Genomic DNA, 25,996 nt, shown 5'->3' with positions numbered 1-25,996 from the left:
CGGCTTTCCTGCCTCAACGGCGCCGGATCTCCGTGTCTGGCGCCCGGAGGCCGCATGTCCACGACGTCCCTGCTTGTCCGAAGGTCCTCCCTGGGACTGGCCCTGGCCGCCGGCGCGGCCCTCCTCGCGGATCCCGTCACCGCGTACCAGGCCCGGATGGCAGCGGACGCCTGGCTCCAGAGCGCCCCCGCCCCCCTGGGCCTGAAGGTGGGCGCCCATGTCGCCGAGGTCATCTCCCACGGGGACGCCCTGGGGCGCGTCCTCTTCCATGAAGCCCGCCTGGCCGGTGGCGGTTTCCTCGTCCTCGCCGCCGACGACCGCCTCGAACCCATCGTCGCCCTCAGCGAGGCCCCCGCCCTGGAGACCGGCGAGGAGAGCCACCTCTACCTCATGCTCCGCCGGGACCTCGGCGCGCGCCTGAACCGGCTGGACCGCCTGGGCAAGGGCCCAGGGGCCTGGCCCGAGGCCGTGGCCCGGTCCGCGAGCCGCTGGCAGGCCTTGGTGGCGGGGCCGTCCATCGAGACATCCCTGGTTTCCGTGACCGATGTGCGCGTCCAGCCCCTCCTCCAGAGCACCTGGAGCCAGGGGAACGCCGGGGGCCAGTACACCTACAACATGTTCACCCCGAACAACTACGTGTGCGGCTGCGTGGCCACCTCCATGTCCCAGCTCATGCGCTTCCACACCTGGCCCACCGCGGGCATCGGCGTGAAGACCTTCACCGTGAAGGTGGACGGCGTCTCCAGGTCGCTGACCACCCGCGGAGGGGACGGCTCCGGCGGCGCCTACCTGTGGTCCTCCATGCCCCTGAGCCCCGGCTACACCACGCTCGAGGGGGAGCGGGCCATGATCGGCGCCCTGACCTACGACGCCGGCGTGTCCGTGAACATGAGCTACGCCGCGGACGGCTCCGGGGCCAGCGACCACACCGCGGCCACCCAGCTCAAGGGCACCTTCAAGTACGCCAACGCCGTGTTCGGCTCCAACGGCGGCGAGCTCACGGGCCAGGGCCTGGAGGCCATGGTCATCCCCGGCCTCGAGGCGGGCTACCCGGTCATCCTCGGCATCAGCGGCGACAAGGGCGGCCACTCCATCGTCTGCGACGGCTACGGGTACTCGGGCGCCACGCGCTACTACCACCTGAACCTGGGCTGGGGGGGCTCGTACAACGCCTGGTACGCCCTGCCGACCATCGACTCCTCCCCGTCCTTCGACCTGGTGGACGACTGCATCTACAACGTGTTCCCCAGCGGGACCGGCGAGATCCTCAGCGGCCGCGTGACGGACGCCGCGGGCGCGCCCGTCGCCGGCGTCAGCGTCACCGACGGCACCGTCACCGCGGTCACCAGCGCCACCGGCGTCTACGGCCTCAAGGGTCTCACCCCCGGCGTGCACACCGTCACCGCCTCCGGAGGCGGCGCCGCCTGGCCCACCGCGGTCCGCATCCTCTCCGCCTCGGCGGACTACGGGACCGCGGGGAACCTCTGGGGCGTCGACCTGGTCCAGGGGAGCGGCGCCACGCCCACCATCGCCCCCGCCCCCGCCTCCACCGAGGTGAAGGTCGGCGGCACCGTGACCTTCACCGCGGGCGCCACGGGCCTCGGCCCCCTCCACTTCGCCTGGACCCGGAACGGCGCCCCCGTCGGGACCGACGCCCCCCAGTACACCCTCACGGGCGCGGCCCTGGCCGACGACCAGGCCTCGATCGGCCTGCGGGTCACCGGCACCCAGGGCGCCGCCGACGCCCCGCCCGCGACCCTCAGTGTCGTGCGCCTCTACAACGGAACCTTCGAACACGGCGCCGACGGCTGGAACCTGTGGGCCAACGGCGTGGTCCTGGGCACCGGCTGGTACACGGAAATCGACCCCCACGCCGGCAAGCAGTGGCTGTGCCTGGGCGACTGGACCTCCACGTGCACCGACTTCGCCATGCAGGACGTGCCCCTGCCCGACGCCGGCTCCATCGGTCTCTCCTTCTGGATGGGCATCCTCAACAAGAGCGCCACCCCCGCCGCGGCCTCCAACCTCTTCAAGGTCAAGGTGCTCGATGCGACCGGCGCGACCCTGGCCACCCTGGCCTCGGCCGACAACACCGGGGCCCAGACCTCCGGAGGCAAGGTCACCTGGAAGGCCTACGGGCCCTATGACCTCACCCCCTGGCGGGGCCAGACCGTCCGGCTTCGCTTCGAGTCCTACCAGCCCGGCGGCGACAACACCGGCACCGTGTTCGCCCTCGACGACATCGCCCTCACGCTCCTCGCGGGGCCCCGGGCCTCCCTGCCCGCGACCCCCCTCACCCTCGCGACCGGCGCCAGGACCCCCTTCACCGCCACCGTCACCGGCTTCACCTCCGACAACCGGGTGGACTGGAGCGTCACCCCCGGCGGCGGCACCTTCGACCCCGTCCGCACCGCGGGCGATGGCGCCGCCACCACCCAGTTCACCGCCGGTTCCGCCGCAGGCGTCTTCACCGTCAGCGCGACCCCCGTCGAGCCGGGCGGCGCCGCGGCGACCCGCTCCGTGATCCTCATGGACCCCGCCACCATCCCCGTGTCGGTCACCCCCGCCACGGCCCTGGCCGCCCTCGCCCAGCCCGTCTCCCTCACCGCGACCGTCGGCACCCTCACCGACGGCACCGTCACCTGGACCTGCAGCGGCGGCGCCTTCACCTCCACCGGCGCCAACGCGGCCGCCTGGAGCAGCGCCACCCCCGGGACCTTCACGGTGACGGCCACCAGCAACGGCGCCCCCACGCGCTCCGCGGCGGCCCAGATCACCGTGGTGGACCTCGCCGCCGTCAACCTGGCCATCAGCCCCGCCAGCGTGATCCTGCGGCCGGGCCTATCCCAGGCCTTCACGTGCACCGGCGACCTGGGCTACGGCGTCGACTGGAGCCTCACCTCCCCGGCCCTGCACGTCGACACGGGCCTCAGCACCACCGTGACCGTCCCAAGCACTGTGCCCCTGACCACCGCCACTTACACCCTCACGGCCGTCCACAAGGCCTCCGCCTCCCGCTCCGCCACCGCCACCCTCACCGTGAAGGGCATCGACCTCAACGGGGACGGGGCCGCCGACCCCCGCGACCTCCTCCTCCTCGCCGCCGAGTGGGGCAAGCCCGCCTCCAGCCCCGCCAACTTCAAGGGCAGCGGCACGGTGGACGACACCGATCTGGCCACCCTCCTGAACGAGATCAAGTGAACGCGGAGCACCCCATGAAGCCCAGCCACGCCCTCCTGCCCGTCCTGCTCTGCCTCCTCGCCGCTTGCGGCGGCGGGGGCGGCGGTTCCCAGGACAAGACCCCCAAGACCGCCACCACCCTCGCCTATGCGGACCCTACCTCCGGCACCTACCAGCTGCGCCGGAACGCGACCCTCAGCAGCGGCGGCCACCTCGTCCTCGAGCTCTGGGGCCCCGCCGCCACCACCGCCTGCGGCGCCACCCTCACCCTCACCCTGGCCGGCAGCGGCGCCTCCTGGTCCAACGTCCAGGCCTCGGACGCCGCGCACACCTATGTGGCCAACGGCACCGCCTTCGACCTCGGCTCCGGCACCCCCATCCTCAAGGCCCGCCTCAGCGGCACCACCCTCCAGGCCACCGCCGCCCAGAAGGGCCTCACCGCCCCCAAGGCCCTGGACAAGCCCCTGATGCGCGTCGCCCTGGACCTCAACCCCATGGTCACCCCGGGCACCACCCTCACCCTGACCCCCGACCCCGCCAAATGTCAGATCCTCAACCCCGACGGCAGCCTCTCCGCCATCGCGGTCACCGCCTCCCCCATCACCGCGAACTGACGGCGCGCGGCAACCTTTGTCCTCCGGCCGGCATCCCTCCAGGAGGGCCCGCCAGGCCCCGTTCCTCCCCCTTTCCCACAGGTGAACCCATGGACCGTCGCCAGCGCCACACCTCCCGCCTCGGGGGCTCCCAGCCCGAACGCCGGAAGACCCTCTTCGACCGCCGGCAGAGCGGACCGGTCGTGCGATTCCTCTACGGCCTCACCCTGCTGCCCCTGGGCCATGTCCTGAACCGCGTTTCCGGTGGGCGCATTCCCGTCCGGGCCGGCCAGGACTGACGCTGGATCCAGCCGCTCCGGCCGGCGCAGGTCCCCGAGCCCGTCCCCTCCCCAAGGAGTCCCCCCATGAGGCCCCCAACCTGGCTCCTCCCCGTCCCCCTCGCCGCCGCCCTGGCCATCCTGGGCTGCGGCCGCACGCGGGATGACCGGGTCACCCTCCCCGAGCCCCTCCTCCAGGACCTGGGCGCGACCGTGCGCACCGTCCACCTGACCCGGGACCAGGCCAAGCAGATCGGCCAGATCCGGATCACCGGCGCCTGGCCCGGTGCCCCCGCCGGCGGCCTCTTCCAGCGCGCCGTGGCCCCCGACGCCCAGACCCTCTACGTGGCCGCCCTGCCCCTGGCGGGCACCCAGATGAAGGTCGTGGTGGCCAGCCGCACCGAGGGCGGCAACGACTGGGTCAGCGCCTCCGGCACCTTCCCCCTCCCCCCCGGCGCAGGCGAGCCCACCTTCACGACCACGGGCGGCCCCCTGGAGGTCCGACCCGACCAGCCCCAGCCCCTCCTGGCCGGCTCCCGCCCCGCAGGCACCCCAGCCGACGGCACCCTCAACCTCTCCGTCACCCTGGTCTCGCGAACCCCCGGCCACTAGGCCCACCGCCCCCTGGGGAAATGGGCATCCCAGTCCACCGCCCAGGCCCGGTCAAGGTCCGGGAGGAACGGCTCGATGGGATGGGTTGAGGACATGACTCTCCTCCAGCGCGTCCCGGAAGTCTGCCACCTGGATGGGCGTCAGGATCCGCCATCGGTTTGAGATCCTTGACGCGCCCGCCCGGACCTCCTCCCTGGATTCAGGAGACAGGAGGCCGGGACCCAAGGTGTCCTTAGGCCCGTTGGGCTCCTCCAACCCCAAATGGGGCAGGCCCTCCCGGAAGAGGTCCAGGGCTGCCAAGGCACGGGCAAGGAGCACCTTTTCCTTGCGGGGGAGGCGCTCGTCCCGGAATTCCCGGAGGGCCTCCACCTCATTGTCGATCAACCAGAGGAACCGCCGTTGCAGCCCATAGTCCCGGAACTGCGCGAAAAGTTTGGGAAGGTTCACCCGGTCGATGTTGAGCACCAGCACGGGCGCCAGGGCGGTGATCCAACGGGCACTGCCCCCGTCCAGGAGGGCCTCCCGGATGACCGCGTCCACCTGCTCCAGCCGCTCGCTGGGCAGCAGATCCCGGTTCTCCACCAGGTGCCCGGCTCCATGCCGGGCCAGGGCCTTCTGGATGGCGTCCTCCTGGGCGCCGGTCGCCCGAGTCCCGTCAAGTGGTGTAGCAAGAGCGGCCAGCGAAGCGCCGCCGTACCCGTATGATCCGATTTCAATGAAATGCTGCTGCTGATGGACCTTTGGCCGGGGCAGTGTGGGAAACGCGCCAGCGTTTTCCAGGCGAAGCCCGCGGGTGTGGGAAGGTTGTGGACCCGAAGGGCGCCCCGAAGGGGCGTTGCCTGTGGACCCGGAGGGCGAGCCGAAGGCCCGTTTCGCGGAGTGAAATCCAGCGGGCAATCCATCAGCCTTTCCATGCCCGCGCACCGCCCCGGCCAGGTGGGTCGCGACCTCGCCCCAGGGCCGTCACGCCTTCACCTTCAGGTAAGGGAACCGGGCAGAAACCCACTCGGCATGCTGATCCGCAAGCAGCGATCCCAGAAGGCGCAGGACCGCGGCCCGGTTTGGAAAGATGCCCACCACGTCGGATCGGCGGCGAAGCTCCCGGTTCTCCCGTTCCAGCACGTTGGTCGAGTGGATCTTTCGCCAGTGGACCTTGGGGAAATCCATGTAGACCAGGACGTCCTCCACCGCCTCGTCCAGCAGGGCCGAGAAGCCGGGATGCTTGCGCTGGGTATCCAGGGCCAAGGCCGCGAACAACCGCTGCGCATCCTCCTTGCAGGGCGCCTGGAAGGCCTGCTTCAGGCGGTCCAGAAGCTCCTCCTGCACCGCCTTGGGCAACCGCGTCGCTGCATTCCGCATGAAATGAACCCGGCACCGCTGCCAGGAGACACCGTTCAGAACCCGTCGCACCGCTGCCTTCAGCCCGGTGTGGGCGTCCGAAACTACCAGCTCGACACCCTTCAACCCGCGCTTGACCAGGCCCCCCAGGAAGCCGCTCCAAGCCGATTCCATCTCTCCATCCGCCACCTCCAGGCCCAGCACCTCCCGGTAACCCTGCTGGTTCACGCCGATGGCCACAAGCACGGCCAAGCCCACCACCCGCTGACCCTCCCGGACCTTCGGATACATGGCGTCGAGCCAGATGTAGCGGAAGGGGCCTTCCAGCGGCCTTTCCCGGAACGCCGTCACCTCGGTATCCAGGTCCTTGGCCAGCCTGGAGACTTCGCTTTTCGACATCCCCTTGGCCCCCATCGGCTCGACCAGGTGTTCCACCTTTCGGGTGGAGATCCCGAGCACGTAAGCTTCCGAGACCACGCTCAGGAAAGCCCTTTCCCAGCTTCTACGTGGCTCCAGGAAGTCCGGCATGTAGCTTCCCTGACGAAGCTTCGGAATCCGCAGCGGCATCGTCCCCAGTCGGGTTTCCCAGGCCCGGTCCCGGTAGCCATTCCGTTGATTCTCGCGCAAAGGCGACCGTTCCCCGGCCTCCGCCTGGCAGAGGGCCGTGACGTCGCTTGCCATGATCCGTTCCAGGGTCATCATCACGAGCTGGCGCAGGAAATCCCCGCTCCCCTCCTCCAAAGCCTTGCCCAGGGCCCCAAGACCCTCCACACTTTCTCTGGCCATCGTTTTCCGCTCCTATGTTCGTTCGGCAAAAACAAACATACGGGGAACGGTGGCCAACTGTCTGCCTACCCGGCTCTTACACCACTCCCTGGGACTCTATCAAGAATTGCGGTGTCTCCGTTCTCCAGTTCTGAGACAATTCTGCAAACCCCACTTGTCGCAGAATTCTAGTTAGGCAGCCCATGCAAATCGGAAGAATTTTTGCTGCAATCCTTTTCGCTCTCAGCCTGGCAGCACAGGACGATTTCGCCCCACCTCCGCCGACCCTGCCTCCCAAATCGGCTCAGGATGCCAGATCAGCGGGGATGGTGACCCAACAAGACGTCCAGTTCTGGCGTGCCCTGACAAACACATCCACTGCACCCAGCTTTGTAGTTGCCGATGTATGCCTTCCTAGTGGGCGCCGAATGATATGCATTGAGGCCCCATTTCTCCTGTATGCAATTCAAATTGAAAAGCGCCTTCCTGCCACTGAAAAGGGTCGCAGAGAGGCATTTGAAATAGCCATTAGTCAACATCATCAGGGCTATATATTTAAGAACCCCAAGGCGATAAAAAACCTACCTATTCGTTACAACGAAGCCGAACTCAAGTGGGTAGAAGATATTGTATGCAAATATTCCGCGAAGCAAATTTTAGAAAATGTCCGTGATCGAAGACTACATCCGATTGAGAGCCTGATTCAGGGCGCCCCGAAGACAAAGGGAGATTACAGAATCGCGTTGGCCCATTCCCTTTACACCAAAGGAATATGCGTCGGCCGAGGTTGTGTGAACTCGAGCCTTTGGGTGGCAGAATGAATCTCTCCTTCTGCCGCGATCGCCAGGCCCCCTTGGGCTTGGCTGCCTAACCCAGTGTTCGACCAGACCCTGCTCGCCCTGGCTCCGATGACCTCTCCGACCCACCCCATCTTCCACCCTATGCCGCCCGCCTCGCCTGCCAGGGCTGGTCAACGGTGTCGTTAGGCGCCCCCCCCTGCCCCTTGTTAAGAACCTCCCAACCGGCAACTGTTCTGCGTTAAGAATTCGCAATATACATGGAGGCCATTCATGTCCATTGATTGGGATCTATTCTCGCGATATTTAGGCCCAATTGCCGGCGTCAGCGTTGGCGCCTTCCTAAATAGGCATCTGGAGAAGCGCCCAAAAGTAATAAGTTACCTGGCACATTCCTCAGCGGTGAAGATGCCCATTCCCGATGGCGAGTCTCTAGTTGTCCATACGCATTCCATTGTTGTCCGCAATGCCGGAAGGAAAACTGCGACCAATATTCGCCTAGGCCACACTGCGCTTCCAGCATTCTCGGTTTTCCCTCCTTGCCAGTACGAAGTAATTGATCTTCCAGATAAGAGCGGAAATGAAATCTGTATTCCCAAATTACGACCGGATGAGCAGGTCACCCTTGCATATCTATATTTCCCTCCTCTGCTTTGGAGTGGGATCAATACTTATGCAAAATCCGATGAAGGGTTTGTTGAAATTATCAATGTTCTTCCAACACCCCAACCAGCCAGGTGGCTGAAGTGGCTTTCCTCAGTCCTGGTCGTCCTCGGAGCCACAACAGCCATTTACATGGCAACGAAGATCATGACCTATATTTATCGCCTCGCATCTGCGTAACTCTAAGGCGCCACAGCTCCCCGGCACCGCACCAAAAGCTCGCCTGCCTAACCTTTCGCTCGAGCGCGACCCCCAAAGCCTATCGCTCCAATGTCATACTTCTCATATCCCCACTCCCATTCTCCCTCGCTCACGCCGTCACTTTGGGGGTAGCCAAACTCCATGCGTTAGACATCACCCAGGCACTTCATAGAACATGGTTAAACATGGCCTCCAACACATTGATTTCTCTGTTCTCTGTATTTCTAGGCTGGATGCTAGGCCAAGGGACTGCAATTATTCGGGAACGAAGAAACGAGGCAATGCTCGAGAGAGGATTGTTAGACGAATTAGAAGATATCCACGGTCAACTAATTCGCACAAAATTATCTGTTGCTCGGAAAATCCAGCTCGCCGTTCATCTCAGGTTAGAGGGCGGGATACCAATCCGCATTTCTCACTATTTTTTCAATCAACACTATAAGGATGTTCAAGCCCATCTGAATGTGCATCAAAGAAGATCTTACCAATTGATCCATCTATCATTGGATACATTCAATGAGAGTATCGACAATTTTCATCAAATCACACGGGAGACCGTCAAAGCAATTCGTATTGCCCCGTCCCCTGGCGCAGCCAAAAAGGAATTTTCTCATTATATAGACGAACTCACCTGCATGCTTAAAAACATATGCGATATAATCTGGCATATCGAATATCACCTAAGTAACCCATATGAACCCCACATTGACGTGTTAGGCCCGATGCATAAAGCCTACGTTCAATTTCAGGAAAAACTCGAGTCTGAAGTCGAGGAACTCTTATCAAGGGCAAAGGAAATCGACCCCAAGGAATTTGATACCAAATTTCGCGAAAAGGATTTCAATAAATGAAACCAACTGCGCTTAGCCCACATGCCTAACCCCGCGTTCGAACACAAGACCCCAACCTTAAGCGCTTGCACTCTTTGCATTGCGAACCTCATCTCCCGTTCTCCCACATCCGCGCCGCTAGGTTGGGGCCGCTCAACTTGAAGCGTGAATCCGTGCGGATCCCTGCGGGATCCGACGGAACACGCTCCGAATGGGGCCATTGTCGCCGACCAGGCGCCGGGTTGAGATGTCGAAGGCCGCCTTCGCACCTTCACGGTCCCTTCGTGGGCCGGGAAACAGGGGCGTTTGGCGGGATACCCCAAATTCCGGATGGTCCTCCGGCCTGACGCCGGTGGTTTCTGGAGGCATCCGATCGAGAGCGTGGAGGCCGTCAGGCGCCGCAGAAATGGGCTCGGAGCAGGACCAGCCGGTCGAAGGCCAGACAGGTCCGCCCGAACTTGTAGGCCACCTGGCCCGCGTGGTGAACGACCCGTGCCGCCACGCACAGCAGTTCCTGGATCACCGTCCGGATGCGGCGACGCTTGCTCTCGTGCCGCTGCTTGTACCCCTTCAGGCCGATCTGCCCCATGAGGCGCAGGACGTTGTAGGCCAGGACGCCCATCTCCAGGATGAGGGCGTTGGTCATGAACTTGCCGCTGGGAAGCCGCTCCAGATCGAGTTCTCCCTTCATCTCGGAATGGAACTGCTCGCTCGTGCCGTGGTCCCGGTAGATGGCGACCACGTCGGCTTCCGGCAGGTCCAGGCTGGTGATCCAGGCATCCACGCCCACCAGGGGGAGCAGCAGGGCGTTGCCCTTGGCGTCCGTGGTGCGCTCGGAAACCTCCACCACCATCCGGTAGCGAACAACCCTTTCCTCGCCTTTGAACTTCACCGTTCGTTCCATCCGCTCCGAGAAGCGCACCACCCGCTTCCCTTCCCGGGGGTGGCTCCAGGCGGATTCCGGCATGCCCGCGGCCTTGTCCGCCCAGACCTCCAGGTTCTCCGTGCGCCAGTTGTGCTTGACCAGGTAGTCGATGCCTTCCTCGGCAGCCAGGGCGTAGTTCTCCAATGCGTCGTTGCCGGAATCCATGCGGAGCAGGATCCTCCTCCCGCTCACCAGTTTCTTGGCGAGGGCGCTCACCCGCGCCAGGAACGCGGGGGTCTCCTTCTGCGAGTGTTGGGTCCCCTCCCGCAATTCGAAGCCCAGGGCCCAGCCCTCCTCGCCCAGGTAGGCGGCGATGGGCGCGTAGCCCTCGAATTGCTTGTAGGTCCAGCCGATGCCTTCCTTCTTGGAGTTGGAGTTGTCCAGCGGGGTGACATCGACGTCCAGGGCCACGTGCCCGGTGGAGAGGGCGGTGATCGGGGCCTTGCTCTTGCGTAGGAGGTCGCCGGTGGCTTTCTGTACGTAGGGCATGTAGAGGTCCGCCCCTTCGTCCAGCCGCTGCCGGACGGTGACCGGCGAGGGGAAGGCCTGAAGGCCCAGGCTCTCCGGCGCGAGCACCTTGTCCTCCAGGGTCGAGACGGCCTCGAAGTCGCTCTTCCCCGTGCAGAGGGTTGCGACGTAGGCCAAAGCCACGTCGCCGGTCGGCACGGCTCCGGTCCGCTTGGGGAACTGCCGGGTGAGATCCTTGCCCAGGGTCGTGCACCGGTTCAGGATCTGGCCCACCAAGGCAAGCCCTGCGCCTCCAACCAGTTCCATCTTCTCAGACTTGATGAACTTGATTTCCATTCGGGTCACCCGTTGGGTGACACCGATCACCCGACTACAATGGTACCAAACCCTCATGGATATTGGGTTTCCGGAGATTCGCCGCAGGCGGATTGCACGGACTCAGGTGAAGCGTTAGACCCTCTACCCCTTCGTGGCGCCACGGAGGCTAAAAGCCTTGTAGGCGATTCGTTTCCCGGGGCCCTCAACACCCCACCTTTGACAATTTTCAACTCGCTCAAAACCAACAACTTGGTTTGGCTTTCGCTGCAGGCAGCATCATCGGCTCGATAGGGTTCGCCCCGCTGGACATCATTGGACAGGGCGCGAAGATCTTCGCGCCCTGTTCCAATTCATTGCCAGCCTTGAACGCCCCACAGAAGTCCAAACTCACGAAATCGCCCGCTGGATTCCAGTGCCCGGCTCGCTTCGGGCGAACATCGGCATCTCGCCAATGTGACCGAGCCTGCGGCCCTTGGACAAGGGGCAGGCTCCTGGATTGCCACAAGCCTGGTTCAATCAGTCGTGGCCTTAGATCCAGTCGGGCAATTCGATTTCGGTCCCATCCTCTAAAAACAGGTCCCGCTCAACCTGGTTAAGGTTCCGGACGCATTTCGGAAGGTCGTAAGCCCGTGCGTCTCCGGAGAATCGATCCACCGCAGACTTGAATCGTTCGACCAGTTCATCGTGGGAGACCATGCCCCTTTCGACCATGGCCCGGACATCAGCTTGGTCATTCAGGTTGAAGCGTTTCAGCTTGCTGACAGTGACATCGACAATGTCAAGGCTCTCCACCTGGAAGTTGACCAGCTGATCACTGAACCCGCGGAGGGAGTGCCAGACGGGGGCCAGGGGAAGAAATGGCAGGCCACGGGGCACGATATCCAGGTAAATCTGGTGACGAGCCGCCAGGGATGTGCCCCGCCCCGCCAAAGCCAGCAACTCCGCTGCGATATCCGAGGGCAGGTCCGCCGCCTCCAGCACGTCGCTGTCCTTCGTGCCACGGACGTAATTGCTTTGAAGCATCAGGGCCGTTGACCCGATGACGTGAAGCATGGTCTTTGCGCCTGAAGGGCGTTGCCAGGCACGGTCGATGGCCAGCAAGAAATTCTCAATCGGTGACGACACCAGCAGCCCTCACGGCTTCAATGAAATCCTCGGTTTGCAGGGCTGTGGCAACTCCCCATCTCCTGGCTGCGTCTGAGGCGTCTCGGATGAGTTCCCGCAGCGTCTGGTCACTTACCACAGCCCTCCCGATCACGTCCACATCCAGGGTCCGCTCCTCCAGTTTCTCCGGCGGGTCGGCAGGAACCCGGCGAATCTGGCTGGGTCCCTCCCTTCGAAGGAACCGCTCGAAGGCCCGTTCCGCCTTCCTCAGCCGCAGTGTTTCCTTTCGAGACAGGTTCGGTGAACTTCGGAGGATCGCCCGAATGGCCTCAAGGGTGCTGTCGATCAGCCATCCGAACCTTCGCTCCAGGCCGTAGTCCTTGAACACTGCCCAGGCCCGGCTCAGGTTCAGCTTCTCCACGTTGACGATCAACACCGGGGCCAAGGCCGTGACCTGGCGGGCCGGTTCACCAACCACCAAGACCTCCCTCAGCACCCGCTCGAGCTCCGCCAACTCCTCGCTCGGAAGGATCCGGTCGTCCTCAAAAAGGTGCGCCGCGCCCAGGCGCGCCAGGGCCTTGTGCAAGTAGGCCTCGGGATCACCCTTCTCGGCGACGAGTTGTCCCACCGTCACATTGAACAGCCTGAGGATTTCCACGAGTTGCTCGGCGGTGAAGGAACCGTCTCCTCTCTCGACCACGGAGAATCGGCCTTGGCTCATCCCCAGACGCCTGGACAAGTAGGCCTGGGTCATCCTGCGACCTTCGCGCAGGGCCCTCACGTTCTTGGCGATCTCAGCCCGGATGGCGTTGCTTTTGGTGGTATTCATATTTATTTTCCAATATCAGTATTCATTTCCAAATAATGATAGGCAGAAAGTGATTCAAATCAAGCATATTTCGAAGATGGAATGACACCTGAATAGCGAGGACCCCGAGGTCCCTGCCTGGACCATCACCCGGCCGTTCCAACTGCCCTCAGGGCTCCCCAGCGCCTTTCACCTGGAGCTCCGCCACCCCCGAAGGCGCATGGATCCCCAGCACCGGCGCCAGCTTCCGCACCGCCTCCGCCTTGGCGTGCTGGCAAAGGTGGCCGTAGTGCAGCTCCACCATGGTCGTGTCCCGGTGTCCCAGTTGCATGGCCACGAAGACCAGGGGCACGCCCCGGTTCACCAGGCCGGAGGCGTAGGTGTGCCGGAGCTCGTGGAAGACCAGGGGCTCCAGCTTCGCGGCCTTGCAGGTCTCCGCCATGGTCCGGCTCAGTTCGGCCCGGCTCCAGATTCCGCTGGGGTCCTTCTGCTTCCGGTCGTACGTCTCCCGCCGGAAGAGGGGCGCGGCGGGCTCCAGGCCGGCCACCAGTTCCTTGAAGAAGGCCACCCCCTCCTCCGTGAGGGTGATGTGCCGCGGCTTGTTCGACTTGCTGAACTCGATGAAGAGTGACCCGTTCACGGGATCGAAATCCTTGGCGACGAGGCGGGCCAGCTCGCTCTCCCGCGCTCCCGTGAAGAGCCCCGCCTGGACGAGGCGGCGGAAGTCGGGCGAGGGGCAGGCGTTCACCAGGCGCACCTGCTCCGCCGGGGTGAGGAAGCACACCCGGGAGGTCTGGGTGCCCCGGAACTCCCGCAGGTCCTTCCAGGCCTCGTTGGTGGCCACCCGGCGCTCCTTCCAGGCCAGGTTCAGGGCCGCCTTCAGGTTCTTCCAGAGGCGGTTGGTGCTGGCCCTGCGGGCGCGGATCTCGTCGGGGGTGGAAGGGGGAGGCGCGGTCTTGCCGCCCCGGAGGCGGGTGGGGGCGGCCGCCATCTCGTCCATCCACCGCTCCAGGCGCTTGCGAGTGAGGCGGTCCAGGGGGAGGGTCCCCAGGTTCGGGAGGACCCAGGCGTTGAAGTCGTAGGCCATGCGATCGGCGGTCTTGGCGCCGTTGCGCTTGCGATCCGCCAGGTAGTCCGCGACGGCGTCGGCCACCGGGTACCCGCCGCTCCGCACCCGGTCCCCCGTGGCCTGGTGGTAGGCCGTCTCGAACCCCTTCCGGGCCGCCGCCTGGGCCTGGGAGAAGGAGAGGACCATGGCCCCGTCGGCGTCGCTCACGCCGTCGGCGGCGCCCAGGGCCTGGACGAGGGGCTTCGGATCGCCGGCGGCGTTGTAGTAGCGGGCGTACCAGGTGCCTCCCTTGGATCCCTTCCGGTAGCCCAGGGCCCTGCCCTTCTCCAGGACGAGCCAGAAGGGCTCGTGCCTGGAGGGCAGATCGGACCGGGAGGTTCGGGAGCTGAGCCGGGCGTCTTCCTTCGTTCGGGGCATGGGGCTGGGCTTCCGTCCGGAGCAAACTTCAGGGAAATTACCGGAAAAGGTGACCCCGTACGACCCCTTTCGCAAGCAAGCAGCCCCGAACAGCCTTCCTGAGAAAGCCCTTGAATTTCAGCGTTTTCCGCTGTTCTACCCCGTCTCAAAAAACCCGTTTCCGTACAGTGAAACGCCCCGAGGCGGGGGCGCTTCGTGTGGGAAAGTTTGGCGGGGAAGTGATGGTGGGTAGTGATTTGCGGGAGTCCCCAATGTGGGGGGACTGGTGTGATTGAAGGGACAAAAGGTGGCGTGCAGTTCCCGAAGGAACACCTCAGGGGTGAGGATACGTCATTCCTTCCGTCCCGGCAATCCGGGCTCAGTTGCGGCCGTAGACGTCCTCGAGGCGCTCGATGTCGTTCTCGTCGAAGCTGCCCAGGCTCACTTCCATGACGCGGACGGGGGCCGTGCGGCTGGCGTCGCAGCTGAGGCGATGGACGGAGCCGGCGGGCAGCCAGATCTGGGCGCCCTTGTCCGGGGTGATGATGCGGCCGTCGAGCTCGACGACGACGCCACTGTCCAGGGCCACCCACAGCTCGTCCCGGTGCTTGTGGCGCTGGAGGCTGAGCTTGGCGCCGGGGTTGCAGGTGAGGATCTTCACCGTGCAGGGGGCGTTCAGGACGTACTGGTCGAAGGAGCCCCAGGGCTTGTCGACGTGGAGGGGTTCGGGCTTCTGGGTCATGGCGGGCCTGTCAGAGGAGGTCGGCGCGGCCATCCGCGGCCAGGCGCTCGACAATGGTTTTCACGTCCTGGGCCCGGTCCCTGCGGCAAATGAGCAGGGCGTCGGGCTCGTCCACGATGATGAGGTTCTCCAGTCCGCTGCCGGCCACGAGGCGCTTGCCGCCGAAGACGGCGCAGTTGGAGGATTCGATCAGGATGGCGTCACCCTGCACCATGTTCCCGCTGGCGTCGGCCTCGTGGAATTCCACGACGGCCGGCCAGGAGCCCACGTCGGACCAGCGGAAGGAGGCCGGGACGACGGCCACCCGCTCGGACTTCTCCATGAGGGCGTAGTCGATGGACAGCTTGGGCAGACGGCCATAGGCCTGGGCCAGGCCATCCGGGCGAGCGCCGTCGGCGATCCAGGCGTCCAGGGGCGCCAGCACTTCGGGGCAATGGCGGAGGAGTTCGTCGCGCAGGTCCTGGAGGGTCCACACGAACATGCCGGCGTTCCAGAAGTGCCGGCCCGATTCCAGGTAGGCCACGGCGGTCTCGTAGTTCGGCTTCTCGCGGAAGGCCTGGGCGCCCAGCACGGGGCCCTGCCCTTCAGTCTCGATGTAGCCGTAGCCGGTCTCGGGATAGGTGGGCCGGATGCCGAAGGTCACCAGGTCCCGCTTGCGCCAGGCGTGGTCCACGGCCACCTGGATGTCGGCGAGGAACTTGTCGTTGTCCCCGATCCAGGAATCGGCGCTCAGGACCACCATCACCCCCTCGGGGGTGCGCTGCTCGATGAGGGCCAGGGCCAGGGCGAGGCAGGGGGCCGTGTTCCGGCCCTCGGGCTCCACCAGGACGTTGGCCGCGGGGAGCTCGGGCAGCATGCGCCGGGTGTCCGCCGCCAGGGCCTCGGTGGTCACGATGTAGATGTCCTCGGCCTTGAAGGAAGGCAGGAGGCGGTCCACGGTGGCGTTGAGGAGGGTCCGTTCGCCCACCATGGCGAGGAACTGCTTGGGCCGGACGGCCCGGGACCGCGGCCAGAACCGGGTGCCCTTGCCCCCGGCCATGATGACCGCGATCTTGCGCGGCTGCTGCTTCGATGGAGTCATGACTGCCTTTCTAGCGGGCGAGGACACCTGCCAGGATTGCCAGTTCCTTGGGCGGATTGGGCTTGGGATCGTGGATGCGGGCCAGGGGACGGGAAACGAGCTCCCCGTTCTCGGACCCCAGGTAGAAGGAGGTCTCGCCGGCGGCCAAGCGCTTGACGGCCTCGGCGCCCCAGCGGCTACCCCAGATGCGGTCGATGGCCGTGGGGCTGCCGCCCCGCTGGATGTGGCCCAGCACCACCACGCGCATGTCCAGGTTGTGGTCCTTGCGCAGGAGTTCGGAGATCTTGTAGGCCCCGCCGGAGGCGTCGCCCTCGGCGACGACGACGATGCTGGACCGCTTGCCCCGCTCCCACCCGGCCCGCAGCTGGGTGACGAGGGCCTGGTAGCCGTGCTCCTCGGCCTCGGGGTAGAGGACGGCCTCGGCGCCGCAGGCGATGGCCGTGTTCACGGCGATCATGCCCGAGGACCGGCCCATGACTTCCACCAGGAAGAGCCGCTCGTGGGCGCTGGCGGTGTCCCGGATGCGGTCAATTGCCTGGACGGCCGTATTCAGGGCCGTATCGAAGCCCAGGGTGCGGTCGGTGCCCGGCAGGTCGTTGTCGATGGTGCCGGGGATGCCGGCGCAGGGGATGCCGTGCTCCCGGTTGAGGATCTCGGCGCCGGTGAAGCTGCCGTCGCCCCCGATCACGACGAGGGCGTCCACGCCGGCGTCCTTCAGGTCCTGGGCGGCCTTGGCCCGTACGGCCGGTAGCCGCCAGGCGTCGCACCGGGCGGTGTTCAGGATGGTGCCCCCCCGCTGGAGGATGTTGGCGCAATGCCGGGAGGTCAGGGGCCTCCAGTCCTGCTCCACCAGGCCCTGGTAGCCCCGGTAGACACCGTACACGTCCATGCCCAGGGCATCGGCCTGGCGCACCGCGGCCCGGATGGCCGCGTTCATTCCGGGCGCATCGCCCCCCGACGTCAGAACAGCGATTCTCAACCTTTCCCCTTTTTGCTGGATCGACGGCCACCCTTGGCCGGATGCTTCTTGGCGACGGCGGTGCCGGGTTCCTTGACCGCCTTTGCCCCCTTGGTGGCCTTGGCGCCCTTGGCGCGGGCGGCCTTGGAGCCGGTCGCCTGCTTGCGCGTCTTGGCGACCTTGCCCCGGGGGGTGTCCTTCAGATGGGTTTCAGGAGGCGGCAGGGGGGGCGGCTCGACGATGCCCCGGGGCACCGGGGGCAGGTCCCCCTCGGCGACACCCTGGGCCCGGGCCCGCTCGGCCCTTGCCTTCTGGACGGGATCCTCCCCCTGGACGGCGGCGCCCAGGATCGAACAGCCGAGGAGGAGAATGCAGGAAAGCCTATAAAAATTCATTCACCGGACTCCGGGCCTACCGTTCAACGATAACCCAGGAGCCCGCCCCCACGCTACTTGGAGCTCCGCAGCTTGCTGAAGAACTCCGCGATGATGGCGTCGGTCTCGGGCTTCACCTGGTCGGGTTCCTGGACGCGCCGCTCCAGGATGTCGCGTCCGCTGGAGGCGGAGGTCAGGGTTTCCTGGGCCATGGGCTGGAGGTTATGAAGGATGTATTCGGACACATCGATCAGGCGGTGCCCCACCTTTTCCAGCTTCTGCCGGACGATGTCCTGGTACTGGAAGAGGTCGTACACGCCCTGGACGTTGTAGGTCCCGTTGTCCGCGTGGAGGGCGATGCTCTCCATCTTGTCGATGAGGGTGGCGAGATCGTCGCTGGGGGGCACGATGCGCTTGAGGATCTCCTGGCAGTCCCGCGCGAGGTTCTGGATCTCCTCGAAGCTGTTCTGGACGACCTCCATCTGGGAGATCACCCGCTCGGCGCCCCCCTCTTGTTCATGGGCAATTTGTATCAACTGGTCAGGGATGGCCGGGGTCCGGGGCTGGCTGGACGATGGCTGCTCATTCATGGATTCCCCGCGGTTTGGGTTCATTCTGCCTCATATCTTCATCGTCCACCACCCTTGCGGGCCTTAATCCGGTCTGGCGCGCTACACTCCCCTAGGGGGTCGCGCACCCTCTCGAATACCGGAGTCGCCATGTCAACTATTCCTGTCCAGCAGCCCGAGGCGGGCTCCATCCTCGACAAGTGCCTCAAGCCCTTCCCCGCCTCGGAGAAGGTGTACGTGGCCGGCTCCCGGCCCGACATCCAGGTCCCCCTGCGGCGCATCTCCCTGCACCCCACCCGCGACTTCGATGGCACCCTGACCCCCAACGCCCCCCTGGACGTCTACGACACGACCGGCCCGTACACCGACCCGGCCGCTCGCATCGACCTGGCCAAGGGCCTGAAGCCCCTGCGCCTGCCCTGGATCCTGGAGCGGGGCGACGCCGAGGAGCTGCCCGGCGCCACCAGCCTCTACCGGAAGCTCCGGGAGCGGGATCCCGAGCTGGACCGCATCCGCTTCCATGCCGAGCGCCGTCCCATGCGGGCCAAGGCCGGCCGGAACGTCTCCCAGATGCACTACGCCCGCAAGGGCATCATCACCCCCGAGATGGAGTTCATCGCCATCCGCGAGAACATGGGCCGGGACGCCGCGGGCATCCGCAGCCACATCACCCCCGAGTTCGTGCGGGAGGAGGTGGCCAGGGGCCGGGCCGTGATCCCCAGCAACATCAACCATCCCGAGGCCGAGCCGATGATCATCGGCCGCAACTTCCTTGTGAAGATCAACGCGAACATCGGCAACTCGGCCGTGGCCTCCACCATCGAGGAGGAGGTCGAGAAGATGGCCTGGTCCGTGCGCTGGGGGGCCGACACCGTCATGGACCTCTCCACCGGGGCCAACATCCACGAGACCCGGGAGTGGATCCTCCGCAACTCCCCCGTGCCCATCGGGACCGTGCCCATCTACCAGGCCCTGGAGAAGGTGGGGGGCAAGGCCGAGGAGCTGACCTGGGAGATCTTCCGGGACACCCTCATCGAGCAGGCTGAACAGGGCGTGGACTACTTCACCATCCACGCCGGGGTCCGGCTCCAGTACATCCCCCTCACGGCGCGGCGCACGACGGGCATCGTCAGCCGCGGCGGGAGCATCCTGGCCAAGTGGTGCCTGGCCCACCACCGGGAGAACTTCCTCTACACCCACTTCGAGGACATCTGCGAGATCATGAAGGCCTACGACGTGGCCTTCTCCCTGGGCGACGGCCTCCGTCCGGGCTCCACCGCCGACGCCAACGACGAGAGCCAGTTCGCCGAGCTGGACACCCTGGGCGAGCTCACCCGGATCGCCTGGCGCCATGACGTCCAGACCATCATCGAGGGTCCCGGCCACATCCCCATGCACCTCATCAAGGAGAACATGGACCGGCAGCTCAAGGTCTGCCACGAGGCCCCCTTCTACACCCTCGGCCCCCTGACCACGGACGTGGCCCCCGGCTACGACCACATCACCTCGGCCATCGGGGCGGCCATGATCGGGTGGTACGGCACCGCCATGCTCTGCTACGTCACCCCCAAGGAGCACCTGGGCCTGCCCAACTCCAAGGACGTCAAGGACGGCGTCATCGCCTACAAGATCGCCGCCCACGCCGCCGACCTGGCCAAGGGGCACCCGGGCGCCCGCCTGTGGGACGACGCCATGTCCAAGGCCCGCTTCGAGTTCCGCTGGGAGGACCAGTTCAACCTGGCCATGGACCCGGACACCGCCCGGGAGTTCCACGACGAGACCCTCCCCGCCGAGGGGGCCAAGTCCGCCCACTTCTGCTCCATGTGCGGCCCCCACTTCTGCTCCATGAAGATCACCCAGGACGTGCGCGAGTACGCCCAGTCCCACGGGATCAGCGAGACGGAGGCCCTCGCCGCCGGCATGGCCGAGAAGTCCAAGGAATTCGAGGCGACCGGGGCGGAGATCTACCACCAGGCGTAGTAATCTCTTTCCGTGGAACAGCGCGGACCCGATTCCCCAGACCCCCTGAAGGCCCTCTCCGAGGAGACCTCCCGCCGCACCCGGGCCAGGCTGAAGATCTTCTTCGGCATGGCCTCGGGCGTCGGCAAGACCTTCGCCATGCTGCAGGAGGCCCGCCTCCGGCACCAGGAGGGCGTGGACGTGGTCGCCGGCGTGGTGGAGACCCACGGCCAGCCCGAGACCGAGGCCCTCGCCGAGGGCCTGGAGGTCCTGCCGAAGCGGCGCCGCCCCTTCCGGGGCGAGCAGATCGAGGAGTTCGACCTGGAGGGCGCCCTCGCGCGCCGGCCGGGCCTCATCCTCATGGACGACCTGGCCCACGTGAACGTCCAGGGCTCCACCCACGCCCGCCGCTGGCAGGACGTCATGGACCTGCTGGACGCGGGCATCGACGTCTACGGGACGCTCAACGTCCAGAACCTGGAGAGCCTCAAGGACACGGTGGCCCAGATCACCGGCGTCATCGTGCGGGACACCGTGCCCGACACGCTGCTGAACCGGGCCGACCAGATCGAGCTGTCCGACCTGCCCCCCGAGGAGCTCATGGAGCGCCTGAAGGAGGGCAAGATCCACATCCCCGACCAGGCCCAGCACGCGGTGGACCGGCTCTACCGGAAGGGCAACCTCCTGGCCCTGCGGGAGCTGGCCCTGCGCCGCACCGCCCAGCACGTGGACGCGGACATGCGCCGCTACATGGAGGCCGAGGGCCTCAAGGGCCGGACCTGGGCCGCCGGCGAACGGATCCTCGTGTGCATCAACAGCAAGGCCCGCTCCGCCAACCTGATCCGCGCCGGCCGGCGCCTATCCGAATCCCTGGCCGCCCCCTGGATGGCCCTGTACGTGGAGACCGGCAAGCACATCCGCTACTCGGAGGAGGAGCGGGCCCGGCTGGAGGAGCACCTGCGGCTGGCGGAGCGCCTCGGCGCCGAGACCGCCGTGATCCAGGGGGACCTGTCCACCGGGGAGGACATCCTCGCCTTCGCCCTCGCCCACAACGTCACCCGGATCCTGGTGGGCCGGCCCGCGCACTCCCGCTTCACGGAGCTCTTCACGGGCTCCCTGGTGGACGACCTGGTGCGCCGCAGCGGCTCCATCGAGATCGAGGTGGTGCCCCTGGAGGAGCCGGGCCCCCGCGTCCGGGAGCACAAGGTCCGCACCCCGGGCCGCGGCGCCACCCTGGACCACTTCCTCTGGGGCGCCTTCATGGTGGTCCTCGTGACCGCCTTCAACCTCACGGTGGGCCGGCGCATGGAGCTGGCGGACTGGGTGATGCTCTACATGCTGGGCATCACCGTCGTCGCCACGCGCTTCGGGCGGTGGCCGACCCTCTTCGCGGCGGCCCTCACGGTCCTGGGCCTGGACTTCTTCTTCGTGCCCCCCATCCACACCTTCCGGGTGGACGACCTCAAGCACCTGATCACCTTCGTGGTGGTCCTGGCCGCCGCCCTCATCATCAGCAACCTCACGGAGCGCATGCGCAGCCAGATGCGCCTGGCCCGCACCCGGGAGCAGCGCCTGCGGGCCCTGTTCCGCCTCGCCGGGGAGCTCACCCGCACCTTCGGCTCCAAGCCCATGATGGACGCGGCCATCAAGATCCTCACCGACCACTTCCAGGGCAGCGTCTCCATCTCCCTGCCGGGCCCCAACGGCCGGCTCGTGCAGCACCCCCACCCCAAGAGCGCGCCCCTCGCCGACAGCGAGCAGGGCGTGGCCCAGTGGGTCTTCGATCACCACGAGGCCGCGGGCCTGGGCACCGACACCCTGCCCGGGGCGCGGGCCCTGTACCTCCCCCTCAAGGGCAGCCATGGCCTCATCGGCGTCATGGGCATCCAGCCCCAGGGCTCCCTGGAGGACATGGAGCCCGACCAGAAGCACCTGGTGGAGGCCTTCGCGAACCAGACCGCCCTGGCCCTGGAGCGCACCCTGCTGGCCGAGAAGAACCTGGACACCCAGCGGCGCATGGACCGGGAGCAGGTGCGCAGCGCCCTCCTGTCCTCCGTCTCCCACGACCTGCGCATGCCCCTGGCGGGCATCACGGACGCCGCGGCGGCCCTGATGCGCGAGGACGCCCTGCCTCCCGAGGACCGCATCCGCCTGGCCCGCACCATCCACGACGAGGGGCACCAGCTCCATCGCCTGGTCACCAACCTCCTGCACGCCACCCGCCTGGAATCGGGCGTGGAGCCCGAGCGGACCCGGGTTTCCGCCGCCGAGGTGGTGGAGACCGCCCTGGGGCGCCTGCGCCCCCTCCTGGGCGACCGGGAGGTGAAGGTCGAGTTGCCGGCCAATCTGCCCACCGTCCTGATCGACCCCGCCCTCGTGGAGCAGGCCCTCATCAACGTCCTGGAGAACGCCCACCGCTACTCCCCCGCCGGGGAGCCCATCGAGGTGAAGGCCTGGGCCACCCCCCGCGCCCTGACCTTCTGCGTGTCCGACCACGGCCCCGGCATCCCCGAGGGGCAGGAGGAGCGGATCTTCGAGAAGCTGGTGCGCTTCCAGCAGGGGGACGCGCGGCTTGGCGCCGGGCTGGGCCTGGCCATCTGCAAGGGCATCGTCGAGGCCCACGGCGGCAAGATCCAGGCCAGCAACCGCCCGCAGGGCGGCGCCAGCTTCCGCATCAGCCTCCCCCTGGAGGCGCCGGTCTCCGACGCCCCCGTGGAGGAATAGCCTACCGGGCGAGGGTGATCTTGAAGTCCCCCAGCGGCGGTTCGGGGGGCTTGTTCTGGGGCGCGCTGGGCGCCGGACGCATGCCCGACTGGGTGGGCGCGGGCGCGGGCGCGCCGCCCGCCTCCCGCCCCAGACCCGTGGTGATGGCCATGCCCCGGTCCATGTTCGAGCGGGCCATTTCGCTGGTGGAGGCGATGCCCTCCAGCCGCAGCTTGAACTCGCCGACGTTGGTCGCACGCTTGAGGGCTTCCTCGACGGTGATGAGGCCTTCCTGGAGCAGGAAGTAGAGGCTCTGGTCGAAGGTCTGCATCCCGTACTGGGAGGTGCCCTGGGCGATCACGTCCTTCAGGCCCTTGGTCTTGTCCTTGTCCTCGATGCAGGCGCGCACCGTCTCGGTGGCCACCAGGACCTCCACCGCGGGCACCCGGCCCTGGCCGTCGGCCCTGGGCACGAGGCGCTGGGAGATCACGGCCTTGAGCACCTGGCTCAGCTGGAGGCGGATCTGCTTCTGGTGGTGGGGCGGGAACACGGAGATGACGCGGTTGATGGTCTCGGAGGCGTCCAGGGTGTGCAGGGTGGAGAACACCAGGTGGCCGGTCTCGGCGGCGTGGATGGCGGTCTCGATGGTCTCGTAGTCGCGCATCTCGCCCACGAGGATGACGTCGGGGTCCTGGCGGAGGGCGGCGCGGAGGGCGGTGGCGAAGCTCTTGCAGTCGGCCTCCACCTCCCGCTGGTTGATGATGCTCAGGTTGTCCCGGTGGAGGTACTCGATGGGGTCCTCGATCGTGAGGATGTGCTCGCTCCGGGTGGCGTTGATCAGGTCGATCATGGCGGCCAGGGTGGTCGACTTGCCCGAGCCGGTGGTGCCGGTGACCAGGACCAGGCCCCGCTGCTCCTCGCAGATCTTGTTGAGGGCCCGGGGCAGCATCAGGTCCTCGATGCTGAAGATGCGCCGGGGGATGACGCGGAGGACCATGCCCACCGTGCCCCGCTGGTTGAAGATGTTGCAGCGGAAGCGGCCGAGCGCAGGGACGGAGTAGGCCAGATCCAAGTCCATGTTTTCCTTGAACTTGGCCTTCTGCCGGTCGGTCGCCATGATCGAGTAGGCCATGGCGATGGTATCCTCCTGCACCAGTTTCTTGAACTGGGTCAGGGGGGCCAGGCGGCCCTTGACGCGGGCGATGGGGTAGTTCCCCACCTTCAAATGCAGGTCGGAACCACCTAGATCCACGATGGTTGTAAGCAGCTCATTAATATGCATGACCCGGGTCCTTGGGACGTTCGCATCCAATGTTAGTCCGGTCCGGGAATTCCGGGATGGGGGATTTGCCTGTTTTCAGGTAAAATCGAGGGTTCTGCTGTTTCCCGCTCTTTCCTAAGGAACCGAATGACCGCCATCGAAAAGATCCGAAACGTCGCCATCATCGCCCACGTCGATCACGGCAAGACCACCCTCGTGGACGCCATGTTCAAAGGGGCCCACATGTTCCGGGACAACCAGCGGGTCCAGGAACGTGCGATGGACAGCAACGACCAGGAACGGGAGCGGGGCATCACCATTCTCGCCAAGACCACGGCCCTCCACTGGAGCGGACACCGCTTCAACATCGTCGACACCCCCGGCCACGCCGACTTCGGCGGCGAGGTGGAGCGGGTGCTCAGCATGGTGGACTCGGTGCTCCTCGTCGTGGACGCCTTCGACGGCCCCATGCCCCAGACCAAGTTCGTGACCCGCAAGGCCCTCGCCCTGGGTCTCCGGCCCATCGTCGTCATCAACAAGGTCGACCGCCCCGGCGCGCGGCCCCTCTGGGCCCAGGACGCGGTCTTCGAGCTCCTCATCGAGCTGGGCGCCACCGACGAGCAGCTGGACTTCACCTGCGTCTTCGCCAGCGCCAAGCAGGGCTACGCGATGATGGACATCAACGACGCCAGCGAGAACATGGACCCCCTGTTCGACGCCATCGTCAAGCACTGCCCCCCGCCCCAGGGCGACCCGGAGGCCCCCCTCCAGATGCTGGTCACCCTCATGGACTACAACGACTTCGTGGGCCAGATCGGCATCGGCCGCGTCGTGAACGGCCAGATGAAGGTGGGCGACCAGGTGGCCCTCGTGAAGCGCGACGGGTCCATCCAGAACCACAAGGTCACCATGCTCTACGGCTTCGAGGGCCTGGCCCGGGTCAACCTCCAGGCCGCCACCGCCGGCGAGATCGTGGCCCTGGCGGGCATCCCCGACATCCGCGTGGGCGAGACCATCGCCGATCCCACCAACCCCGAGGCCCTCCCCTACGTGGACATCGACGAGCCCACCATCTCCATGATGTTCGTCGTGAACAACGGGCCCTTCGCGGGCCAGGACGGCAAGCACACCCAGAGCCGCCGCATCCGCGAGCGCCTCATGAAGGAGCTCCAGCACAACGTCGCCCTGCGCGTCGAGGACACCGACAGCCCCGACAGCTTCAAGGTCTCCGGCCGCGGCGAGCTCCACCTGGCCGTGCTCATCGAGACCATGCGCCGCGAGGGCTTCGAGCTCTGCGTGAGCCGCCCCGAGGTCATCCTCCACACCGACCCCGCCACCGGCGAGAAGCTCGAGCCCTACGAGGACATCACCATCGACGTCCCCGACGCCTACATGGGCGTCGTAATGGAGAAGCTGGGGACCCGCAAGGCCGAGATGCAGGACATGGCCAACGAGCTGGGCCGCGTGCGCCTCCACTTCAAGATCCCGAGCCGCGGCCTCATCGGCTACCGCTCCGAGTTCATGACCGACACCCGCGGCGAGGGCATCCTCCACAGCCTCTTCAGCCACTACGGCCCCTTCAAGGGCGAGCTCCCCGGCCGCAAGAACGGCGTGCTCATCTCCATGGACCAGAGCGAGAGCGTGGGCTACGCCCTCATGAACCTCGAGGATCGCGGCATCATCTTCATCCACCCCGGCACCAAGTGCTACGAGGGCATGATCGTCGGCGAGCACGCCCGCGAGAACGACCTCGTGGTGAACATCGCCAAGGGGAAGAAGCTCAGCAACATGCGCGCCTCCGGCAGCGACGAGGCCACCCGCCTCACCCCGCCCCGGGAGTTCACCCTCGAGCAGGCCCTCGAGTACATCGAGGACGACGAGCTGGTGGAGGTCACCCCCAACACCATCCGCATGCGCAAGCGCATCCTGAACGAGAACGACCGCAAGAAGGCGGAGCGGCGCCTGACGAACTGACGCGCCGGAACCCGAAGGTCCCTGCCGCCA

At 66.2% G+C, this 25,996-nt stretch carries 22 protein-coding genes; 10 read left to right on the top strand and 12 right to left on the bottom strand.

Going from position 1 to position 25,996, the window contains the following annotated elements; genetic code table 11:
- The first annotated feature begins 54 nt into the window (after nucleotides 1–54).
- The 4 genes from R2J75_RS03620 to R2J75_RS03605 all read left to right on the top strand — a co-directional run bounded on the left by R2J75_RS03620 (nucleotide 55) and on the right by R2J75_RS03605 (nucleotide 4,663).
- Nucleotides 55–3,201 (top strand): C10 family peptidase, encoded by a 3,147-nt coding sequence (locus tag R2J75_RS03620; protein ID WP_316411091.1) that lies wholly within the window; start codon nucleotides 55–57, stop codon nucleotides 3,199–3,201.
- Nucleotides 3,202–3,215: 14 nt separating this feature from the next.
- Complete coding sequence (locus R2J75_RS03615) at nucleotides 3,216–3,794, top strand: hypothetical protein (protein WP_243329212.1); 579 nt, start codon at nucleotides 3,216–3,218, stop codon at nucleotides 3,792–3,794.
- Nucleotides 3,795–3,883: 89 nt separating this feature from the next.
- The gene (locus R2J75_RS03610; RefSeq protein ID WP_243329211.1) at nucleotides 3,884–4,072 is read left to right on the top strand and encodes a hypothetical protein; all 189 of its coding nucleotides are present in this window, start codon (nucleotides 3,884–3,886) and stop codon (nucleotides 4,070–4,072) included.
- 66 nt (nucleotides 4,073–4,138) lie between these two features.
- Nucleotides 4,139–4,663 carry a hypothetical protein gene (locus R2J75_RS03605; protein ID WP_243329210.1) on the top strand — a complete coding sequence of 175 codons (525 nt, stop codon included), beginning with the start codon at nucleotides 4,139–4,141 and terminating at the stop codon, nucleotides 4,661–4,663.
- 51 nt (nucleotides 4,664–4,714) lie between these two features.
- On the opposite strand, the gene R2J75_RS03600 is transcribed toward R2J75_RS03605, so the two are convergent.
- Both R2J75_RS03600 and R2J75_RS03595 read right to left on the bottom strand, forming a co-directional pair.
- Entirely contained in the window at nucleotides 4,715–5,560 is an 846-nt protein-coding gene (locus tag R2J75_RS03600) for a hypothetical protein (protein WP_316411090.1), read from the bottom strand.
- Between the two features lie 66 nt (nucleotides 5,561–5,626).
- Entirely contained in the window at nucleotides 5,627–6,787 is a 1,161-nt protein-coding gene (locus R2J75_RS03595) for an IS256 family transposase (RefSeq protein ID WP_316411089.1), read from the bottom strand.
- A gap of 182 nt (nucleotides 6,788–6,969) precedes the next feature.
- Between R2J75_RS03595 and R2J75_RS03590 the strand changes: the two genes are divergently transcribed.
- From R2J75_RS03590 to R2J75_RS03580, 3 genes are all read left to right on the top strand, one after another.
- Nucleotides 6,970–7,587, top strand: a complete 618-nt coding sequence (locus R2J75_RS03590) for a hypothetical protein (RefSeq protein ID WP_316411087.1) — start codon at nucleotides 6,970–6,972, stop codon at nucleotides 7,585–7,587.
- 249 nt (nucleotides 7,588–7,836) lie between these two features.
- Nucleotides 7,837–8,406, top strand: a complete 570-nt coding sequence (locus tag R2J75_RS03585; RefSeq protein WP_316411086.1) for a hypothetical protein — start codon at nucleotides 7,837–7,839, stop codon at nucleotides 8,404–8,406.
- A 206-nt stretch (nucleotides 8,407–8,612) separates the two neighbouring features.
- Entirely contained in the window at nucleotides 8,613–9,278 is a 666-nt protein-coding gene (locus R2J75_RS03580; protein ID WP_316411085.1) for a hypothetical protein, read from the top strand.
- A gap of 370 nt (nucleotides 9,279–9,648) precedes the next feature.
- Here the strand turns inward: R2J75_RS03580 and R2J75_RS03575 are convergent, their stop codons facing one another.
- The 9 genes from R2J75_RS03575 to R2J75_RS03535 all read right to left on the bottom strand — a co-directional run bounded on the left by R2J75_RS03575 (nucleotide 9,649) and on the right by R2J75_RS03535 (nucleotide 18,090).
- On the bottom strand, nucleotides 9,649–10,986 hold the full coding sequence (locus R2J75_RS03575) for an IS1380 family transposase (RefSeq protein WP_316410509.1): 1,338 nt from the start codon (nucleotides 10,984–10,986) through the stop codon (nucleotides 9,649–9,651).
- 510 nt (nucleotides 10,987–11,496) lie between these two features.
- The gene (locus R2J75_RS03570; RefSeq protein ID WP_316411084.1) at nucleotides 11,497–12,069 is read right to left on the bottom strand and encodes a DUF6036 family nucleotidyltransferase; all 573 of its coding nucleotides are present in this window, start codon (nucleotides 12,067–12,069) and stop codon (nucleotides 11,497–11,499) included.
- A 7-nt stretch (nucleotides 12,070–12,076) separates the two neighbouring features.
- Nucleotides 12,077–12,901 (bottom strand): helix-turn-helix domain-containing protein, encoded by an 825-nt coding sequence (locus R2J75_RS03565; protein WP_316411083.1) that lies wholly within the window; start codon nucleotides 12,899–12,901, stop codon nucleotides 12,077–12,079.
- A 148-nt stretch (nucleotides 12,902–13,049) separates the two neighbouring features.
- The gene (locus tag R2J75_RS03560; protein ID WP_316411082.1) at nucleotides 13,050–14,366 is read right to left on the bottom strand and encodes a tyrosine-type recombinase/integrase; all 1,317 of its coding nucleotides are present in this window, start codon (nucleotides 14,364–14,366) and stop codon (nucleotides 13,050–13,052) included.
- 358 nt (nucleotides 14,367–14,724) lie between these two features.
- A complete protein-coding gene (locus R2J75_RS03555; RefSeq protein ID WP_279342212.1) occupies nucleotides 14,725–15,087 on the bottom strand; it encodes a phosphomannose isomerase type II C-terminal cupin domain in 363 nt (120 codons plus the stop codon).
- A gap of 10 nt (nucleotides 15,088–15,097) precedes the next feature.
- Entirely contained in the window at nucleotides 15,098–16,168 is a 1,071-nt protein-coding gene (locus R2J75_RS03550) for a mannose-1-phosphate guanylyltransferase (protein WP_316411081.1), read from the bottom strand.
- A gap of 10 nt (nucleotides 16,169–16,178) precedes the next feature.
- Nucleotides 16,179–17,147 (bottom strand): 6-phosphofructokinase, encoded by a 969-nt coding sequence (gene pfkA, locus R2J75_RS03545; protein WP_279342214.1) that lies wholly within the window; start codon nucleotides 17,145–17,147, stop codon nucleotides 16,179–16,181.
- On the bottom strand, nucleotides 17,144–17,521 hold the full coding sequence (locus R2J75_RS03540; RefSeq protein ID WP_243334797.1) for a hypothetical protein: 378 nt from the start codon (nucleotides 17,519–17,521) through the stop codon (nucleotides 17,144–17,146). Before R2J75_RS03540 ends, pfkA begins: the two co-directional genes overlap by 4 nt.
- A 53-nt stretch (nucleotides 17,522–17,574) precedes the next feature.
- Nucleotides 17,575–18,090: a hypothetical protein gene (locus R2J75_RS03535; protein ID WP_243334799.1), complete on the bottom strand. Its 516-nt coding sequence runs from the start codon at nucleotides 18,088–18,090 to the stop codon at nucleotides 17,575–17,577.
- A gap of 129 nt (nucleotides 18,091–18,219) precedes the next feature.
- Between R2J75_RS03535 and thiC the strand changes: the two genes are divergently transcribed.
- Both thiC and R2J75_RS03525 read left to right on the top strand, forming a co-directional pair.
- Nucleotides 18,220–20,049, top strand: a complete 1,830-nt coding sequence (gene thiC / locus R2J75_RS03530; RefSeq protein WP_243334801.1) for a phosphomethylpyrimidine synthase ThiC — start codon at nucleotides 18,220–18,222, stop codon at nucleotides 20,047–20,049.
- Between the two features lie 12 nt (nucleotides 20,050–20,061).
- Nucleotides 20,062–22,752 (top strand): sensor histidine kinase, encoded by a 2,691-nt coding sequence (locus tag R2J75_RS03525; RefSeq protein WP_243347328.1) that lies wholly within the window; start codon nucleotides 20,062–20,064, stop codon nucleotides 22,750–22,752.
- Between the two features lies 1 nt (nucleotide 22,753).
- Here R2J75_RS03525 and R2J75_RS03520 read toward each other — a convergent pair whose 3' ends face one another.
- Nucleotides 22,754–24,013: a type IV pilus twitching motility protein PilT gene (locus R2J75_RS03520; protein ID WP_243334804.1), complete on the bottom strand. Its 1,260-nt coding sequence runs from the start codon at nucleotides 24,011–24,013 to the stop codon at nucleotides 22,754–22,756.
- Nucleotides 24,014–24,139: 126 nt separating this feature from the next.
- On the opposite strand from R2J75_RS03520, the gene typA reads away from it, so the two are divergent.
- The gene (gene typA / locus R2J75_RS03515) at nucleotides 24,140–25,966 is read left to right on the top strand and encodes a translational GTPase TypA (protein ID WP_243334807.1); all 1,827 of its coding nucleotides are present in this window, start codon (nucleotides 24,140–24,142) and stop codon (nucleotides 25,964–25,966) included.
- The last annotated feature ends 30 nt before the right edge of the window (nucleotides 25,967–25,996 follow it).

Origin of the sequence: Mesoterricola sediminis (assembly GCF_030295425.1) — a bacterium.
Taxonomy (GTDB): domain Bacteria; phylum Acidobacteriota; class Holophagae; order Holophagales; family Holophagaceae; genus Mesoterricola; species Mesoterricola sediminis.
This window is presented reverse-complemented; position numbering and strand designations above follow the sequence as displayed.